We start from the raw sequence: 16,984 nt of genomic DNA, 5'->3' as shown, positions 1-16,984 counted from the left end.
GCGATGGGACCCCAACGCATTGTCTGCCTGACCGAAGAGCCCACCGAGACGCTGTACGCGCTCGGTGAGCAGCACCGCATCGTCGGCATCAGCGGCTTCACCGTGCGCCCGGCCATTGCGCGCAAGGAAAAGCCCAAGGTCAGTGCCTTCACCAGCGCGAAGATCGGCGAGATCCTGAAGCTGCAGCCGGATTTCGTCATCGGTTTCTCCGACATCCAGGCCGACATCGCCGCCGAACTGATCCGCCATGGCGTGGAAGTGTGGATCAGCAACCACCGCAGCGTGGATGGCATCCTCGATTACATCCGCCGCCTGGGTGCCATGGTGGGCGCCGCAGAGCGCGCGATTGCCTATGCCGACGAGCTGCAGCGGGGCCTCGACGCCATCGCCGACGCAGCCGCACGCCTGCCGCGCCGACCCAAGGTCTATTTCGAGGAATGGGACGACCCGCTGATCACCGGCATCCGCTGGGTGTCCGAGCTGGTGCGCATTGCCGGCGGCGACGACGTCTTTCCCGAACGCGCCACCGAGTCGCTGGCCAAGGGCCGCATCCTGGCCAATGGCGACGAGGTGGTGGCCCGCGCGCCGGACATCGTGCTGGGCTCGTGGTGCGGCAAGAAGTTCCGGCCCGAGAAGGTGGCCGCGCGCCCGGGCTGGGAGACGGTCCCCGCAGTGCGCGGCGGTTGGCTGCACGAGATCAAGTCACCCGCGATCCTGCAGCCGGGGCCCGCGGCGCTGACCGATGGCGTGCGCGAGATCGCCGCAGTGGTGCAGGCTTGGGCGCGCGGGGACGACCCGCGCACGGTCAGCGCGGATAGAACTCGCGGTTGAACTGCATCGTCGACCGGGCGCCGCCTTCGCGCACGATGGTGAGCTCGAAGCGCATGGTGTCGGGCAGGTCGATCTCGGCGGTGCCCACGTAATCGAGCAGGTCGCCGGTGCGCAACTCGCGCATCGGAATGTCCTGGCGTCGGCCGCGCAGGTCGGTGGCGGTGGCGGTGATGGTTGCCGGCAGCGCGGTTTCCTGCGCTTCCGGCCCTTGGCGCACGGCCACCAGCAGCAGGGCGAGGCGGTCGCTGCGCTCGATGCCGTACTGCATGGCCACCGTGTCGGGCAGGGTGGAGGTCTGCACCACGCTCGCGCGGATGGTCACGTCGCCGATCCGGGTCACGGCCTCCTGCGGTGCAGAGGGAGCAGTCGCGGCAGCGGGCGGACCGGCGGGGCCGGTATCGCCGCCGCAGCCACCCAGTAGCAGGCAGGTGAGCAGGGGTATCCAAGTGGCGGCCACACGACGGCGCCGCGCCAACGGGAGTGGGCTGCCGGAGTGGTTGCCCAGGGCAAGGCATGCGCTGGGAGGCAACATCGGCGTGGAACTGGGCATCATGGCAACACTCCCGGTGACTCAGTCGTTGGCGGCGGACAGTTCGCGACCGCGGGTGGTGGCCGCGTCGATGGCCCTGGCCACCAGCCCGCGGAAGCCACCCGCCTCGAAGGTTTCGATGGCCGCCTGCGTCGTGCCGCCCGGCGAGGTGACGCGGGCACGCAGCACGTCGGCCGGTTCCTCGCGCTCGGTCAGCATGCGCGCCGCGCCCAGCAGGGTCTGCGCCGCCAGCACCCGCGCCGCGGCGGGGTCCAGTCCCTGCGCCTCACCGGCCTGCTGCATGGCCTCGGCCAGCAGGAACACGTAGGCCGGGCCGCTGCCGGATACCGCGGTCACCGCGTCCATCAGGTGCTCGTCGTCGATCCACACTGTGGCGCCCACCGCGCCGAGCAGCGCCGCGGCACGGGCCCGGCCCGCGTTGTCGGTCGCGGCATTGGCAAACAGGCCCGTCACGCCCGCACCGAGCAGTGCCGGCGTGTTGGGCATGGCGCGGACCACCGCCAATGAGCCTCCCAGCCAGCGGTCCAGTTGCCCGGCGGTGATGCCGGCGGCGATGGACACCACCAGCGGCCGCGTGGCCTGGGCCTGCGTAGTCAGCGCTTCGCAGACGGCGCGCATGACCTGCGGTTTCACCGCCAACACCCAGGCGTCCGCGCCCTGCACCGCATCGGCCGCGTGGTCGAAGGTGTGGACGCCGAAGTCCTGTTGCATTGCATGCCGCAGCGCATCCACGGGCTCGGCGACGCGGATCGTGGTCGGGTCCGCGCCGCGGGCCACGAGGCCGCCGATCAGGCTGCGGGCCATGTTGCCGCCGCCGATGAAGGCGAGGCTGGCAGGAGATTGATGGTTCATGGGGCTTCCTGCTGTCCGGGATGGGGGTCGGGGTGATAAGACGCGACCGGCATGGCGTGCATGGCCGGGACGCCGGGTATGCGCGGGGTCCGCACGGGCAGCGCCTATCCGGCGGCCGGGCGACGCCCGAACAGGGCCGTGCCCACGCGCACCATGGTCGCACCTTCGGCGATGGCCACGGCATGGTCCTCGCTCATGCCCATCGACAGGGTATCCACCCCGGGATGGGCCTGCTGCAGCGCTTCGTACAGCTGCCGCACCTGGGCAAAGGCCGCGCGGCGCTTCTCCAGGTCCGGCCACGGCGTGGGAATGGCCATCAGTCCCCGCAGTCGCAGCCGCGGCTCGGCAGCGATGGCCTCCGCGAGTGCCGCCACCTCATCGGGCCGGCACCCGTGCTTGCTCGCCTCGTCATCGATATTGACCTGCACCAGCACGTTCAGCGGCGGCCGTTCAGCGCTGCGGTGGCGGGCCAGCGCCGTTACCAGCTTGGCCCGGTCCACTGTCTGCACCCAGTCGAACAGTTCCGCCGCGTCCTTGGCCTTGTTCGACTGCAGGTGGCCGATCAGGTGCCACTCCAGCCCCAGTGACGCCAGTGCAGCGATCTTGGTCGCCGCTTCCTGCACATAGTTTTCGCCAAAGGCGCGATGGCCGGCCGCGGCCAGTACCGCCACCCGCGCCGCCGGTTGGGTCTTGCTGACCGCCAGCAGCCGCGGCGTTGGCCGCTTGGCTGAACAGGCTGCGTTATCCAGTTGCCGGAGTACGCCCTGAAGGGCGCGCGCCAGCTCGTCGGTGGTCTCGTCCATGGGATGGATTGGCGACACAGGTACAGGTCTATACTGCTTCGCAAGGGGTAGTATCGTTCCAACTTGCCGGTCGCGCGACCGGTTCCGACGCAGTGCGGGGGAGCACGCATGGATATCGCCGAACTGTTGGCGTTCTCGGTCAAGAACAAGGCTTCTGACCTTCACCTGTCGGCTGGTTTGCCGCCGATGATCCGCGTGGACGGCGACGTCCGCCGCATCAACATCCCGGCGCTGGAGCACAAGCAGGTGCACGCGCTGGTGTACGACATCATGTCGGACAAGCAGCGCCGCGACTACGAGGAGTTCCTCGAGGTCGACTTCTCGTTCGAGATCCCGGGGCTGGCGCGTTTCCGCGTCAACGCCTTCAACCAGAACCGCGGCGCCGGTGCGGTGTTCCGTACCATTCCGTCCGAGGTGCTGACCCTGGAGGATCTGAATTGCCCGAAGATCTTCAAGGACCTGATCGACCAGCCGCAGGGCCTGATCCTGGTCACCGGCCCGACGGGTTCGGGCAAGTCGACCACGCTGGCGGCGATGATCGACCACATCAACAAGAACGAGTATGGCCACGTGCTGTCGGTCGAAGACCCGATCGAGTTCGTGCATACCTCGCAGAAGTGCCTGATCAACCAGCGAGAAGTGCACCGCGACACGCACGGCTTCAACGAGGCGCTGCGCAGCGCGCTGCGTGAGGACCCGGACTACATCCTGGTCGGCGAAATGCGCGACATCGAGACGATCCGCCTGGCGCTGACCGCGGCGGAGACCGGCCACCTGGTGTTCGCCACCCTGCACACCTCGTCGGCGGCCAAGACCATCGACCGCATCATCGACGTGTTCCCCGCCGGCGAGAAGCCGATGGTCCGCTCGATGCTGTCGGAGTCGCTGCGTGCGGTGATCAGCCAGGCGCTGCTGAAGAAGGTGGGCGGTGGCCGTACCGCGGCGTGGGAAATCATGGTCGGCACCCCGGCCATCCGCAACCTGATCCGCGAGGACAAAGTGGCGCAGATGTACTCGGCCATCCAGACCGGCCAGGCGGCCGGCATGATGACCCTGGACCAGCACCTGCAGGACCTGGTCAAGCGCGGCCTGATCCTGCGCCCGCAGGCGCGGGAGTACGCGAAGGACAAGCGGCTGTTCGAGTGACGGCGCGCGTCGCCGCGTTTCATTGATTTGTACGCCGTGTCGCCCAGGGGCGCGCGGCAAGGGAGTACCGGATGAGCACCATCGATTTCACCTCGTTCCTCAAGCTGATGGCCCACCAGAAGGCCTCGGACCTGTTCATCACCGCCGGCATGCCGCCCTCGATGAAGGTGCACGGCAAGATCTCGCCCATCACCCAGACCGCGCTTACGCCGCAACAGAGTCGCGACCTGGTGCTGAACGTGATGACGCCGCAGCAGCGCGAGGAGTTCGAGAAAACCCACGAGTGCAACTTCGCCATCGGCGTGTCCGGCGTGGGCCGCTTCCGCGTGTCGTGCTTCTACCAGCGCAACCAGGTCGGCATGGTCCTGCGCCGCATCGAGACCAAGATCCCGACGGTGGAAGAGCTGAACCTGCCGCCGATCATCAAGACGCTGGCGATGACCAAGCGCGGCATCATCATCTTCGTCGGCGCGACCGGTACGGGTAAGTCCACCTCGCTGGCGGCGATGATCGGCTACCGCAACATGAACTCGACCGGCCACATCATCACGATCGAGGACCCGATCGAATTCGTGCACAAGCACGAGGGCTGCATCATCACCCAGCGCGAGGTCGGCATCGACACCGAGAGCTGGGAAGCGGCGCTGAAGAACACCCTGCGCCAGGCACCGGACGTGATCATGATCGGCGAGGTGCGTACCCGCGAGGGCATGGACCACGCCATCGCCTTTGCCGAAACCGGCCACCTGGTGCTGTGCACGCTGCACGCCAACAACGCCAACCAGGCGATGGACCGCATCATCAACTTCTTCCCCGAGGACCGCCGCGGCCAGTTGCTGATGGACCTGTCGCTCAACATCAAGGGCGTGGTCGCACAACAGCTGATCCCGACCCCGGATGGCAAGGGCCGCCGCGTGGCGATGGAGATCCTGCTGGGCACGCCGCTGGTGCAGGACTACATCCGCGACGGCGAGATCCACAAGCTCAAGGAAGTGATGAAGGAGTCCGTGCAGCTGGGCATGAAGACCTTCGACCAGGCCCTGTTCGAGCTGTACCAGGCCGGTGAGATCACCTACGAGGATGCGCTGCGCTACGCCGACAGCCAGAACGAGGTGCGCCTGCGCATCAAGCTGGCGCAGGGCGGCGATGCCAAGACCCTGTCTGCCGGCCTGGATGGCGTTGACTTGGCCGAGGTGCGCTGAGGCCGGCTCAGCCGGCCAGGGCGTCGATCAGTACGCCCGCCACCTTGGCGGGCGGCATGCGCAGCAGGCTGGTATTCACCTGCATCGTGAATTCGCTTTGACCGGAAGGCGGCGGTGCCAAGGTCACGCCGCGCGCGCGGGCGCGTGCAGCCAGCTTTTGATGGTCTGCTCCAGCCACCGTCATGTAGAAAAGGCTGGTGCCATCTTCAAGCTTGCGAATGGCGAACCGCCCGTCCGCCCGCAGTTGCGCGATGATCGCCTCCGCTGCCTGCCACGCCTTCGCATAGTCCTGCTGGTAGGTGGCGGCGAAGCGTTGCGCCACAGCGACCTGCGGCCACGCGTGTGGCAATGAACCGCCAAACATGCGGCGCGTGTGATACAGGCCGTTGATCAACGCGGCATCGCCAGCGAGGATGGCACCACTGGCGGCGTTGAAGTGCTTCCAGAGCGACACGTACACCGTGTCGAAAAGCTGGGTGTAATCGTGGACGGTGTGGCCGGAGTGCTGCGGCAGGTTGAACAGCCGCGCGCCATCCAGGTGCATGCGGATGCCCTGTCCGCGGGCGTAGGTGCTTAGCCGTTGCAACTCGCTGAAGTCGGCCATGCGATGGCCCAGCCTGCGCACCGGACTTTCCACGGAAATTGCGCCGATCTTGCCGGGCACCCGGCCGCCGACAGAGCGCTCCACCCACGGCCGAACGTCATCCACCGTCAGCGTCACCGCTCCCGGTAACAGTGGGATCAGGTTGAGGCCGCTGAGCGTGGTGGCTCCGTCCCCACTGTCGGCGTAGAGGTGGCTTTCGGCCTGGACCAGCACCCGGCGGTCATTGCCGGCCAGCGTGCGCACGGCAAGATGGTTGGCCAGCGTGCCGGTGGGCACGAACATGGCGGCCTCCTTGCCCAGCAGGCGGGCAAAGGTCTGCTCCAACTGCTCGATGGCGCCGCCAAGGCTGTAATTGTCGGCCTCGACGTCGCCGCCCGCCACGGTCTCCGCCAGCAGTGCGGCGTACTCGGCGGGGCGCAGGTTCAATCCATCAGCGATGAAGTTGACCTGGGTGAACATCGTGGGCGTGGCCTCCGGTCGTGCCTGCCCGCCAATGGCAGTGGTTCGGGCGCCCGGAAAGGCCGCTGTGGCGGCATGCGCGAACAACGGTGATGCCGCGGTCAAGCCGCCAGCGGCAAGGAAACGTCGACGATCCATCAATACCTCTCCATGGGTGTGATCTCTTCCAGCGTGGACGTCACCGCGCCCGCATCCACGGCGGCTGCAGTTCGGCGATCCGCGCGTGGACCGGGCAATCCGCGCGGTGCGTGCCCGGCAGGTAACCCAGGCTCATCAGGAACTCGCCGGTGATCTCCCCGCCGGTGAAGCGGAAGGTGCGCTTGAACAACTTCACCCAGCCCGCCTTGTCGCGGGCACTCCCGGCGTCCAGCAGGTGCGCGTCCAACCAGTCGGCAAAGCCGCCGTGCGACGTCCGCAACCGTTGCACCACCTGTGCGTTGTGGATGGCCGCCTCCACCTTCAGCCGGTTGCGGATGATCCCCGGGTCGGCCAACAGGCGCTCGCGGTCGCGCGGACCGTAGGCGGCCACGGTGTCCACGTCGAAGCCATCGTAGGCGCGGCGGAAGCCCTCGCGCTTTTTCAGGATGGTTTCCCAGCTCAGCCCAGCCTGGTTGATCTCCAGCACCAGACGCTCGAACAGCACCGCCTCGTCGCGGTGCGGGAAGCCGTACTCGGTGTCGTGGTAGGGGCCGTGGAGGGGATGCCCGGTGGCGAAATCACAATAGGATGACATGGCGGTTCAGTCGACTGTCGCGCGTACGGCCTCGGACGAGAACGCGGCGCGTTCCCCGGCCACTTCGATGTCCGGCCAGCGCCGCGGGCGTGGCGTGAGCTGGCCGGCGCGGAGGGCCCGTCCCAGTTTGGTCGCATCGCCCGGCAGGTGCAGTGAGGCAGCGTCGTGCCATCCCTGCAGGTCCCGGGTGTGCAGTTGGCAGGTCACGCCCCAGGGCCGGCCCGCGTCGCAGAGCAGGCGTTCGCGCTGGCCATCCCCGTCCAGGTCGGGGCTGAGTACCACGCAGTCGGCGTCGCGCTGGAGGCACGCGCCCGCATCCAACCGATGCGCCACCAGGGCCTCCAGCCATGCCAGGTCCAATGGCTCTGCGCCGGTGGCGGGATGCAGCAGCGTGCGTGCATCGTCCACCCGGGTGATGGCGGTGCGGCGCAGTTCCTCGTCGCTCTTCCATGCGCCATAAGGCGTGGTGCGCTTGAGCACGCGGCGCAACTCCGCCAGCCGTTCCGCATCGCGGGTGATGGCCGGCTCGTGCTGTAGCGCCTGCGCGGCCTCGTAGCCGCGACGCCCCGCATGGAAGCGCAGGTAGTCGAAATCGATGGCGTCACTTTGGGTGCGGCCGTCCCGCAGCCGGGCGATCTGGTCGCGGATGGCGATGCCGTGCGGGTCCAGCAGCGGTGAATTGACCAGCAGTGCAATTGCCATTGCGCCCAATGACAGGGCCACGTTGACCTTCGGCAGCGGGCGCAGCCAGCCGTCGCCGCGCTTCAGCGCCGCCCACGCATAGCCCAGCGCGTGGCCCGCGAGCACCAGCGCCAGCAGCGTCGCCCACACGCGTTCGGCGGTCCAGCCGTACTGGTGCACGCGCAACCACAGCGCGTACAGCGCGAGTCCCGCGTACACCGGCGACACCACCAGCGCCGCATCCACCGCATGGCGCAACCAGGCCGGGTAGGGTGGTGCGCCTCCGCCATCCTGGTAGACAGCGTTGATGAACAACGCCAGCAGGATCAGCACGCTCATCAGGATCGAGGCCGCCGACTGCGTGTTCCACAGCGCCTCCTCGCCCGTGAACGGCAGGCTGGCGACGAAGGTCAGCATGATCAGTGCCAGCAGCGGCAGCAGACCCTTGAAGATCGCGAACACGATCTGCCGCGCCACCTGTACCGGGCGGCGTTGGGTGCGCCCGATGAGGACACCCAGCCCCGCCATCGTGCCGGTGGCCAGGTACACGAACGGCTCTTCGCGGAACAGGGTCTTGAAGAAGGTGATCTTGATCAGCGCGAACAGCTGCGCCCACAGCGTCAGCACGCCCCAGCAGATGCCCACGAACAACAGGGTGAGCAGCAGGGTCAGTGCGTTCTGCCAAGCGTGCTCGAACAGGTCGGGATAGGGCGCACTCCAGCGTCGGTACTGCAGCCGGCTCTGCAGATAGGGCAGGGCGACGAACAGCGCCGCGGCCATGGTCAGGCCAAACGGCGCCAGCACGCGGCCGCTGGCCAGCCCGGGGGCCCCGGTCGCGCTCCAGCCGGCCCATGCGGCCAGCGCGCCGAATACCGCCGTGGCGCCAAGGGCATGCTGCCAGAACAGCCGGTCGCGTAGCTCCTGCACCGACAGCGTCATCAGGGTGGGGACCGACAGCACCAGCGTGTACCAGCAAACGAGGCCGCCGAGGCCATCGAACGGCCACCAGCCGTGCTCGCGGCCAGTCTCGGCCAGGTACAGCAACAGGCCTTGCAACAGGGCGACCAGTACGACGAAGGGCCGGCTCCGGGCGGGCAGGTCGGGGCTTTCGCTCATGAGGCTCGTCCGTGAATGTCGCCCCGAGTATGGCACGGGCTAGAATGGGCGCATGTCGCTCATGCCCACGCCCCTGACCAACCAGTTGCTGATCGCGCTGCCGGCGCTGGCGGACGGCAATTTCGCGCGCAGCGTGACCCTGGTGTGCCAGCACGACGACGACGGCGCGATGGGCATCATGGTCAACAAGGCGTCCGAATACACCCTGGGCGACGTGCTCGGCCAGATGGGGTTGGAAGCGCATGACCCGGCGATGGCCGCGCAGATCGTGCTGGCCGGCGGGCCGGTGCACCCGGAGCGCGGCTTCGTGCTGCACGACGGCGGCATGCGTTGGGACTCCTCGCTGCAGGTCAGCGAAGCGTTGTTCCTCACCACCTCGCGCGACATCCTGGAGGCGATGGCCAAGGGCGAAGGCCCAGCGCATGCCATCGTGGCGCTGGGCTGTGCGGGTTGGGGCCAAGGCCAGCTGGAGCACGAACTCACGGAGAACGACTGGCTGACCGCGCCGGTGGACGCCGAGCTGCTGTTCGCGCTGCCGCTGGAGGCGCGCTGGCAAGCGGCGGCGGGTCGCATCGGTGTCGACTTCGCCCACCTGGCTGATTACGCCGGGCACGCATGACCGCAACGATCCGCCGCGATGGCACGGTGCTGGGCTTCGACGTGGGTGCCCGCCGCATCGGTGTGGCCGTGGGCAGCGCCTTCGGCCACGGCGCGCGCGCGCTGGCCGTGGTGGATGTGCACGCCAATGGCCCCGACTGGCCGGCCATCGATCGTCTACTCAAGGAATGGCGCCCCGACGGAATTGTGATTGGCGACCCAATGACCCTTGATGGCGGCGACCAGCCCATCCGCGCCCGCGCCCACGCCTTTGCCCGCGAACTGCACGGCCGCTGCAAGCTGCCGGTGGTGCTGGTGGACGAACGCTCCAGCTCCATCGAGGCCGCGCAGCGCTTCGCCAGCGACCGTGCCGAGGGCCGCAAGCGCCGCCGCGATGCCGAGGCGCTGGACGCGGTGGCCGCGGCCGTGATCATCGAACGCTGGCTCGCCTCTCCGGATGACGCCACACCGCTTACCGACCTGCCCCCCGCATGATTCCCCAGACCGATGCTTCCGGCGCGCTGCGCCACCTGCTCACCCTCGACGGCATGCCGCGCGCGCAGTTGTCCGCGCTGCTTGATCGCGCGCAGCATTTCGCCGAAGGCCACGACGCGCGGGGCGCGCTGGCTGGCACCGCGGTGTGCACGCTGTTCTTCGAGCCATCCACCCGCACGCGCATGAGCTTCACCCTGGCGGCGCAGCGGTTGGGCGCCGACGTGCTCAGTTTCGATGCCTCGTCCTCGTCCACCAGCAAGGGCGAGACTGCGCGCGACACGCTGAAGAACCTGGAGGCGATGGGCGTGCGCGGTTTCGTCGTGCGCCACAAGCAGGATGGCGCGGTGGCCGAACTGGCCGCGGCGGCCAACGCCGACACCGCCCTGCTCAATGCCGGCGACGGCCGTAGCAACCATCCGACCCAGGGCCTGCTCGACATGCTGACCCTGCGCCAGGCCAAGGGTGCGGACTTCTCGCGGCTGAAGATCGCGATCGTCGGTGACGTGAAGCATTCGCGCGTGGCGCGTTCCGACCTGCACGCGCTGCGCACGCTCGGGGCAGCAGAGGGCGGGTCGATTGACATCCGCGTCTGCGCCCCGGCATCGCTGTTGCCCGACGACGGCACGCTGGCGGGCTGCACGGTCACCCACGACCTCGACGCCGCACTGGAAGGCGTGGACGTGGCGATGATGCTGCGCCTGCAACGCGAGCGCATGGAAGAGGGACTGGTGGACTCGCTGGACGATTACCACCGCGACTACGGCCTGACCGCAACACGCCTGCGCCGTGCCGCGCCCGATGCGGTGGTGATGCATCCCGGCCCGATGAACCGTGGCGTGGAAATCACCGACGAGGTGGCCGATGGCCCGCAGTCGTTGATCCTGCGCCAGGTGAGCAACGGCGTGGCGGCACGCATGGCGGTGCTGGAGGCACTACTGGCCCGTTGAAGGTCGCTGTGCGGCCGTGCGCGCGCCGTGCGCCACGGTTCCTGCAGCGCACCCGCCTGGTTGTGTTTGGTGTCGCGCGCCGAATACGTTCGCGGGCGATGCTCAGCGCACCAGCAACAGCGTCGCAAGCCCGAGGAAGGTAAAGAATCCCATCACGTCGGTGACGGTGGTGAGGAAGATGCTGCTCGCCAGCGCCGGGTCGTAGCCTGCGCGCTTGAGCGTCACCGGCACCATCACGCCGGCCAGCGCGGCGAACAGCAGGTTGGCGGTCAATGCGGTGAAGATCACCAGCGACAGACCGATGTCCTGGAACCAGGCCAGCACGATCAGCGCCAGCACCAGGCCCAGCACGAGCCCGTTCAGCAGGGCGACGCGCGCTTCCTTCCACATGAGCGTGCGGATGTTGGACGCGCCCACCTGGCCCAGCGCCAGGCCGCGCACCATCAGCGCCAGTACCTGGGTGCCGGCATTGCCGCCCATGCCGGCGACGATGGGCATCAGCACCGCGAGCGCGACCAGTTCGTCGATGGTGCCCTTGAAGCTGTCGACCACCTTGGCGGCGAGGAATGCCGTGCCCAGGTTGATGCTGAGCCACATCAGGCGGCGGCGCCACGCGCGCGGCACCGGTGAGAACAGGTCCTCGTCCTCGTCCAGGCCAGCGGCGCCCAGCGCCTGGTGCTCGGCCTGCTCGCGGATGATGTCGACCACGTCGTCGATGGTGATGCGGCCGAGCAGGATGTTGTTGTCGTCCACCACCGGCGCGCTGATCCAGTCGTGGTCGGAGAACTGGCGCGCCACCTCGGTGGCGGTCTCGCCGACATCGATGGCCGGCTGTTCGTCGTCCACCAGCTTGTTGATCGGCGTGCCCGGTTCGTGGGTCAGCAGCGCGGTGACCGCGATGCGGCCCAGGTACTGGTGGCGGCGGCTGACCACGTACAGGTGGTCGGTGTGGTCCGGCAGCTCGCCGCGCAGGCGCAGGTAGCGCAGTACCACGTCCACGGTGGTGTCGGTGCGCACCGTCACCACGTCGGGATTCATCAGGCGGCCGGCGGTGTCCTCCGGGTACGACAGCACCTGCTCCAGTCGGTCGCGGTTCTCGCGGTCCATCGACTTGAGCACTTCGTCGATGACGGTGTCCGGCAGGTCCTCGACCAGGTCGGCTAGGTCGTCGATGTCGAGATCCTCGACCGCCGCGACCAGCTCGTCCGGATCCATGTCGGCGATGAGGTTCTCGCGGACGTCCTCGCCCACGTGCAGCAGCACCTCACCGTCGTCCTCGGGATCGACCAGGCCCCACACCACCGTGCGCTTGCCCGGCGGCAGCGACTCGAGCAGGTTGCCGATCTCCGCCGGGGACAGGGTGTTGACCAGCCGCTTGACCGGGCCCAGCCGGCCGCTGTCGAGCGCGTCCGAAAGCAGACGCAGCTGGCGTGCGGTCTTGTCGTGGCGGATGGCTTCGGCCATGCGGCGCTCCGTGGGCGGTCTCGGGGAAGCGGCCGGGGGCCGTTCCTGCGGGGAGCCGCAACCATCGCCTCATGCGGGCGACGACGGGTGCGACCGGGCGTCATGCGTTCATGCGCACATTATCGCCCGTGATCGCGACGCTGCACACCCCGGCTGTGGAGGGCAGTGCCCTAATCGGCGCAGGCGCGGGCCACCCAAGCCTCGATGTCGCTGCGGTCGCGCGCGCGCATCAGCGCGGGAACACGCTTCTTCAGCGTGGCAAGGTCGCATTCGCGGATGCGACGTCGCACCTCCAGCAAGGTGCCGGGGTGCAGGCTGAACTCATTCAGGCCCAACGCCAGCAGCAACGGGGTGAAGGCCGGGTCGCCGGCCATCTCGCCGCACACCGCCACGGATTTGCCGCGGGCATGTGCCAGCCGGATCACGTCGCGCACCAGGCGGATCACTGCCGGATGCAGTGGCGTGTACAACTCGGCCAACGCTTCGTTGTTGCGGTCGGCGGCGAGCAGGTACTGCACCAGATCGTTGGTGCCGATGGACAGGAAGTCCAGCTTGCCGATGTAGCCCGGCAGCGCGATCGCGGCGGCTGGCACTTCGATCATCGCGCCCAGCGGCACGTAATCGGCGATCTCGTAGCCCTGGGTGCGCAGGTCGCGGCCGATCAGCTTGATGCGCGTGCGCACCGTCGCGATCTCCTCGCGCGAGGTGACCATCGGCACCAGGATGCGGATCGGCCCGTAGCCGGAAGCGCGCAACGCGGCTCGCAGCTGGGTGTCGAGCAGGCCGCTGCGCGCCATCGACAGGCGCACACCGCGCAGGCCCAGCGCGGGATTGGGTTCGTCGCGCAGCGCCAGCCCGGTGCGGTCGGCCTTGTCCGCGCCCAGGTCCAGGGTGCGGATGGTCACCGGGCGACCGCTCATGCCCAGCACCACGTCGCGGTAGGCGCGGAACTGCTCTTCCTCGTCCGGCAGTTCATGGCGCTGCAGGAACAGGAACTCGGTGCGGTACAGCCCGATGCCGCTGGCGCCGAGCGCATGCGCCTCGGCCACGTCCTCACGCGACTCGGCGTTGGCGTGCAGCTGGATGTCGTGGCCATCGCGCGTGCGCGTGGGTTCGCGGCGCAGGCGATGCAGCTCCTTGCGCTCGCGGATGTACTCGCGCTCGCGGGTGCGGTGGTCGCGCAGGTCTCCGGGGCCGGGTTCGAGCACCACCAGGCCGCTGCCACCGTCGACGATCAGCGCGTCGCCGTCGTTGATCTTCTGCAGTGCCTGCGCCGCACCGACCACCAGCGGCAGGTGCAGGCTGCGCGCGAGGATGGCGCTGTGCGAGAGCGTGCTGCCCCCGGCGGTAACGATGGCCACCACGCCCTGCGCCTGCAGTTGTGCCAGTTCGGCGGGGGCCACGTTGTCGGTGATCAGGATCTCGCCGGCCACGCCGGCCGTCTCGGCCCCGCGCCGGTGCAGCGCGGCGTGGATGCGACCGATGACCTGGTCGATGTCGTCCACGCGGCTGCGGAAATAATCGTCGTCCATCGCCTCGAACACCGAGGCGATGCGGTCACGTTGCAGCCGTAGCGCGTAGTCGGCGGTGTAGCGGCCGGTGCGGATCAGCGCATCCAGGCCCTGCAGCAGTTCGGGGTCGTCCAGCAGCAGGGTGTGCAGATCGAGGAACTCGCCCACCTCATGGGCGAGCGCGCCGTGCAGGCGTTCCCTGAGGGCATGCATCTCGGCACGCACGACGTCGATGGCCTCGTGCAGGCGCGCCAGCTCGCCTTCAACCTGGTTGCTGTGGATGTGTTCCTCAGCCACCTCCAGTGCATGCGGCAGGCGGACCCGGGCACGTCCCAGCGCGCTGCCGCGCGACGCCCCCAGTCCATTGAACACCTGCCTCATCCCCGGGCTCCGCTCAGCTGTCTTCGTCGAAGCGGCGTTCGAACAGCGAAGCCACCGCGTCGCAGGCGGTCCCTTCGTCCTCGCCGTCCACGCGCAGCTTGACCTGCGTGCCCTGGCCGGCGGCAAGCAGCATCACGCCCATGATGCTCTTGGCATTGACCTCGCGGCCCTTGGCGGTGAGGGTCACGTTGCTCTTGTAGGCCGACAGCAGTTGCACCAGCTTGGCGGTGGCCCGGGCATGCAGGCCCAGTCGATTGCTGACGGTCAGTTCGCGTTCGATCATGTGGGGGGCCTCACGCGTCGTCCAGGATCACGCCATTGCGGGCACCGGCGGAAGCGACCGCAGGCAGTTCGTCCAGCTCCAGCTCGGCGTAGTTCATCACCCGCAACAGCATCGGCAGGCTCACCGCCGACACGCGGCGTACCGGCGTGCCCAGCCGCGCGACCTTGGCCGCCAGGTTGCTGGGCGTGGCGCCGTACAGGTCGGTGAGCACCAGCACGCCCGCGCCGCCGTCCACCCGCCGCAGTGCCGCGCTGGCCTGTGGCAACAGTTCGTCCGGGTCGCCGCCAAAGGGGACCTCGAAGGCCTCGGTGCGCAGCGGCAGCGTGCGCAGCAGTCCGTTGGCCACCGCGACGAGCGCGCTGCCGATGCCGGGGTGGGTGATGAGCAGGATTCCGACGGCCATGGAGGAAACTTAACAGAGCAGGGACGCCGCCTGAAAGCAGGCAGCATGAATCCGGGACGAAGGCGTCCCGGCGCGCGTGACGCGGGTTGGACTAATCGAGTTCGCGATGGTGCACGGCCACTTCGTCCCAGCCCTCCGCACGGGCGTGGGCGGCCATGCGTTCGGCCAGGTAGACCGAGCGGTGGCGCCCGCCGGTGCAGCCGAAGGCGACGGTGACGTAGCTGCGCGTGGTGTCGGCGTTCATGCGCGGCAGCCAGGCGTCGAGGAACTGGCTGACCTGGCCGAAGAACATCTCCACGTCCGCCTGCCGGTCCAGATAGTCACGCACGCCCGCATCGCGACCGGACAGCGGCCGCAGCACCGCATCCCAGTGCGGGTTGGGCAGGGCGCGTGCGTCGAAGACGAAGTCGGCGTCGGCGGGGACACCGTGGCGGTAGGCGAAGGACTCGAACAGCAGCGACAGCTTCTTGTCGTCGCCCATCTCGAACTCGGTGATCACGTGCCGACGAAGCTGGTGCACGTTGAGGTCGCTGGTGTCGATCACCGTGTCGGCGATCTGGCGCAGCGGGCGCAGCAGCTCGCGTTCACGCGCAATGGCCTCTCCCAGCGCCAGGCCGAGGTGGCTCAACGGGTGGCGGCGGCGGGTGTCCGCATAGCGCCGCAGCAGCACTTCGTCGCGGCATTCGAAAAACAGCAGGCGCGGGTCCAGGCCCAGTTCGCCCACGGCAGAGAGCCAGCCGGAGACCTTGGCCAGCTCGCCGACGCGGTTGCGCACGTCGATGCCCACCGCCAGCTTGGGCGGGGCGTCGTCGCCGCTGCTGACGCTGCGCACGAACTGCGGCAGCATCTCGATGGGCAGGTTGTCGACGCAGTAGTAGCCCAGGTCCTCGAAGGTGCGCAGCGCCACCGACTTGCCCGAGCCGGACAGGCCGCTGACGATTACCAGCGCCGGCGTCGGGGTGGTCGTCATGCTTCGCCTCGTTCAAGGAAGTTGCTGTGGCGGGCGATGAACGCCGCCGCCGGGTCCAGGCCCTTCATCCGCAGGCTGTGCAGGCGCGTGGCCGCCTCGGTCAGCACGGCAAGGTTGCGGCCGGGCATCACCGGCAGGGTGGTCATCGGCACGTCCAGGTCCAGGATGCGACGCGTGCTGTTGTCGCCGGTCAGGCGCTCCAGCCCGCTGGGCAGGGGGTCGGTCATCGGCTTGGTCAGGTGGACGATGAGCCGAAGGTACTTGTTCTTCTTGACCGCCGTGTCACCGAACATCTGGCGGATGTTGAGCACGCCCAGGCCGCGCACTTCCAGCAGGTCCTGCAGCATGTCGGGGCAGGTGCCGTCGAGCACGTCGGGAGCGATCTGGGTGAATTCCGGGGCATCGTCGGCGACCAGGCGGTGGCCCCGGGTGATCAGCTCCAGCGCCAGTTCGCTCTTGCCCGAGCCGGATTCACCGGTGATCAGCACGCCGATGGAGTAGATCTCCATGAACACGCCGTGCATGGTGATGCGTGGCGCCAGCGCGCGCGCCAGGTGGTACTGCAGCAGGTTGAGCAGTTCGTGGCCACGGCGCGGCGAACACCACAGCGGCGTTTCCGACTCCTCGGCGGCCAGCCGCAGGTCCTCGGGGCAGGCCTGGCTCTTGCTCACCACCAGCGCCAGCGGGCGGAAGTGGATGATCTTCTCGATGGTTTCCCAGCGCTGGCGCGGGTCCAGTCCGTCCAGCCAGGCCAACTCCTCGGTGCCGAGGATCTGGACCTTGTTCGGATAGATGGCGTTGAGGTAGCCCGCCAGCGAGGGGCGCCGGGCCACGGTATCGCCCGCCTCCAACACACGATCACCGCCGGACTGGCCGGCGATCCAACGCAGGTCCAGGCGTTCGCGTTGCTGCTCGAAGAGTTCGTTGGCGCTGATGCGGGTCGTCATCAGCCCATC

Annotated in this window: 18 protein-coding genes; 6 read left to right on the top strand and 12 right to left on the bottom strand. The window is 68.5% G+C overall.

From position 1 onward, the window contains the following. Positions 1 to 3: 3 nt before the first annotated feature. Positions 4 to 831 (top strand): ABC transporter substrate-binding protein, encoded by an 828-nt coding sequence (locus tag N800_RS08585; RefSeq protein WP_052108075.1) that lies wholly within the window; start codon positions 4 to 6, stop codon positions 829 to 831. Here the strand turns inward: N800_RS08585 and N800_RS16085 are convergent. From N800_RS16085 to N800_RS08570, 3 genes are all read right to left on the bottom strand, one after another. Continuing rightward, positions 806 to 1,171, bottom strand: coding sequence for a DUF4426 domain-containing protein (locus N800_RS16085; RefSeq protein ID WP_198032500.1), 366 nt, complete (start codon positions 1,169 to 1,171; stop codon positions 806 to 808). The genes N800_RS08585 and N800_RS16085 overlap by 26 nt on opposite strands. A gap of 231 nt (positions 1,172 to 1,402) precedes the next feature. Further along, complete coding sequence (gene proC, locus N800_RS08575; RefSeq protein ID WP_036136995.1) at positions 1,403 to 2,233, bottom strand: pyrroline-5-carboxylate reductase; 831 nt, start codon at positions 2,231 to 2,233, stop codon at positions 1,403 to 1,405. Between the two features lie 104 nt (positions 2,234 to 2,337). Continuing rightward, positions 2,338 to 3,036 (bottom strand): YggS family pyridoxal phosphate-dependent enzyme, encoded by a 699-nt coding sequence (locus tag N800_RS08570; RefSeq protein WP_084087375.1) that lies wholly within the window; start codon positions 3,034 to 3,036, stop codon positions 2,338 to 2,340. A 108-nt stretch (positions 3,037 to 3,144) separates the two neighbouring features. On the opposite strand from N800_RS08570, the gene N800_RS08565 reads away from it, so the two are divergent. Together N800_RS08565 and N800_RS08560 are read left to right on the top strand one after the other, a co-directional pair. After that, positions 3,145 to 4,182: a type IV pilus twitching motility protein PilT gene (locus N800_RS08565; RefSeq protein WP_036136993.1), complete on the top strand. Its 1,038-nt coding sequence runs from the start codon at positions 3,145 to 3,147 to the stop codon at positions 4,180 to 4,182. Between the two features lie 71 nt (positions 4,183 to 4,253). Then, entirely contained in the window at positions 4,254 to 5,384 is a 1,131-nt protein-coding gene (locus N800_RS08560) for a PilT/PilU family type 4a pilus ATPase (protein ID WP_036136990.1), read from the top strand. 7 nt (positions 5,385 to 5,391) lie between these two features. Here the strand turns inward: N800_RS08560 and N800_RS08555 are convergent, their stop codons facing one another. From N800_RS08555 to N800_RS08545, 3 genes are read right to left on the bottom strand one after another with little or no spacing between them, the layout of a single operon-like run. After that, a complete protein-coding gene (locus N800_RS08555) occupies positions 5,392 to 6,585 on the bottom strand; it encodes a threonine aldolase family protein (RefSeq protein ID WP_052108074.1) in 1,194 nt (397 codons plus the stop codon). 40 nt (positions 6,586 to 6,625) lie between these two features. Next, complete coding sequence (locus N800_RS08550; protein WP_036136987.1) at positions 6,626 to 7,180, bottom strand: DNA-3-methyladenine glycosylase I; 555 nt, start codon at positions 7,178 to 7,180, stop codon at positions 6,626 to 6,628. A 6-nt stretch (positions 7,181 to 7,186) separates the two neighbouring features. After that, on the bottom strand, positions 7,187 to 8,977 hold the full coding sequence (locus tag N800_RS08545) for a DUF4153 domain-containing protein (RefSeq protein ID WP_052108072.1): 1,791 nt from the start codon (positions 8,975 to 8,977) through the stop codon (positions 7,187 to 7,189). 52 nt (positions 8,978 to 9,029) lie between these two features. On the opposite strand from N800_RS08545, the gene N800_RS08540 reads away from it, so the two are divergent. From N800_RS08540 to N800_RS08530, 3 genes are read left to right on the top strand one after another with little or no spacing between them, the layout of a single operon-like run. Further along, on the top strand, positions 9,030 to 9,596 hold the full coding sequence (locus tag N800_RS08540) for a YqgE/AlgH family protein (protein ID WP_036136984.1): 567 nt from the start codon (positions 9,030 to 9,032) through the stop codon (positions 9,594 to 9,596). Next, positions 9,593 to 10,069, top strand: coding sequence for a Holliday junction resolvase RuvX (ruvX, locus tag N800_RS08535; protein WP_036136981.1), 477 nt, complete (start codon positions 9,593 to 9,595; stop codon positions 10,067 to 10,069). The genes N800_RS08540 and ruvX overlap by 4 nt, the downstream gene beginning before the upstream one ends. Further along, a complete protein-coding gene (locus tag N800_RS08530) occupies positions 10,066 to 11,016 on the top strand; it encodes an aspartate carbamoyltransferase catalytic subunit (RefSeq protein WP_036136978.1) in 951 nt (316 codons plus the stop codon). The genes ruvX and N800_RS08530 overlap by 4 nt, the downstream gene beginning before the upstream one ends. Positions 11,017 to 11,118: 102 nt before the next feature. Here the strand turns inward: N800_RS08530 and mgtE are convergent, their stop codons facing one another. The 6 genes from mgtE to hprK all read right to left on the bottom strand — a co-directional run bounded on the left by mgtE (position 11,119) and on the right by hprK (position 16,975). Then, a complete protein-coding gene (mgtE, locus tag N800_RS08525; RefSeq protein ID WP_036136976.1) occupies positions 11,119 to 12,480 on the bottom strand; it encodes a magnesium transporter in 1,362 nt (453 codons plus the stop codon). A gap of 170 nt (positions 12,481 to 12,650) precedes the next feature. Then, positions 12,651 to 14,372, bottom strand: coding sequence for a phosphoenolpyruvate--protein phosphotransferase (gene ptsP, locus N800_RS08520; RefSeq protein WP_036136974.1), 1,722 nt, complete (start codon positions 14,370 to 14,372; stop codon positions 12,651 to 12,653). 13 nt (positions 14,373 to 14,385) lie between these two features. Then, a complete protein-coding gene (locus N800_RS08515; RefSeq protein WP_036136972.1) occupies positions 14,386 to 14,655 on the bottom strand; it encodes an HPr family phosphocarrier protein in 270 nt (89 codons plus the stop codon). Between the two features lie 10 nt (positions 14,656 to 14,665). Further along, entirely contained in the window at positions 14,666 to 15,058 is a 393-nt protein-coding gene (locus N800_RS08510; RefSeq protein WP_036136969.1) for a PTS sugar transporter subunit IIA, read from the bottom strand. Positions 15,059 to 15,149: 91 nt separating this feature from the next. Then, positions 15,150 to 16,028: an RNase adapter RapZ gene (rapZ, locus tag N800_RS08505; RefSeq protein WP_036136967.1), complete on the bottom strand. Its 879-nt coding sequence runs from the start codon at positions 16,026 to 16,028 to the stop codon at positions 15,150 to 15,152. Then, positions 16,025 to 16,975, bottom strand: a complete 951-nt coding sequence (gene hprK / locus N800_RS08500; RefSeq protein WP_036136965.1) for an HPr(Ser) kinase/phosphatase — start codon at positions 16,973 to 16,975, stop codon at positions 16,025 to 16,027. The genes rapZ and hprK overlap by 4 nt, the downstream gene beginning before the upstream one ends. Positions 16,976 to 16,984 lie beyond the last annotated feature (9 nt).

This window comes from Lysobacter daejeonensis GH1-9 (assembly GCF_000768355.1).
Lineage (GTDB): Bacteria > Pseudomonadota > Gammaproteobacteria > Xanthomonadales > Xanthomonadaceae > Aerolutibacter > Aerolutibacter daejeonensis.
Note: the sequence above shows the minus strand (reverse complement) of the source record. Positions and strands in the feature narration are given on the sequence as shown.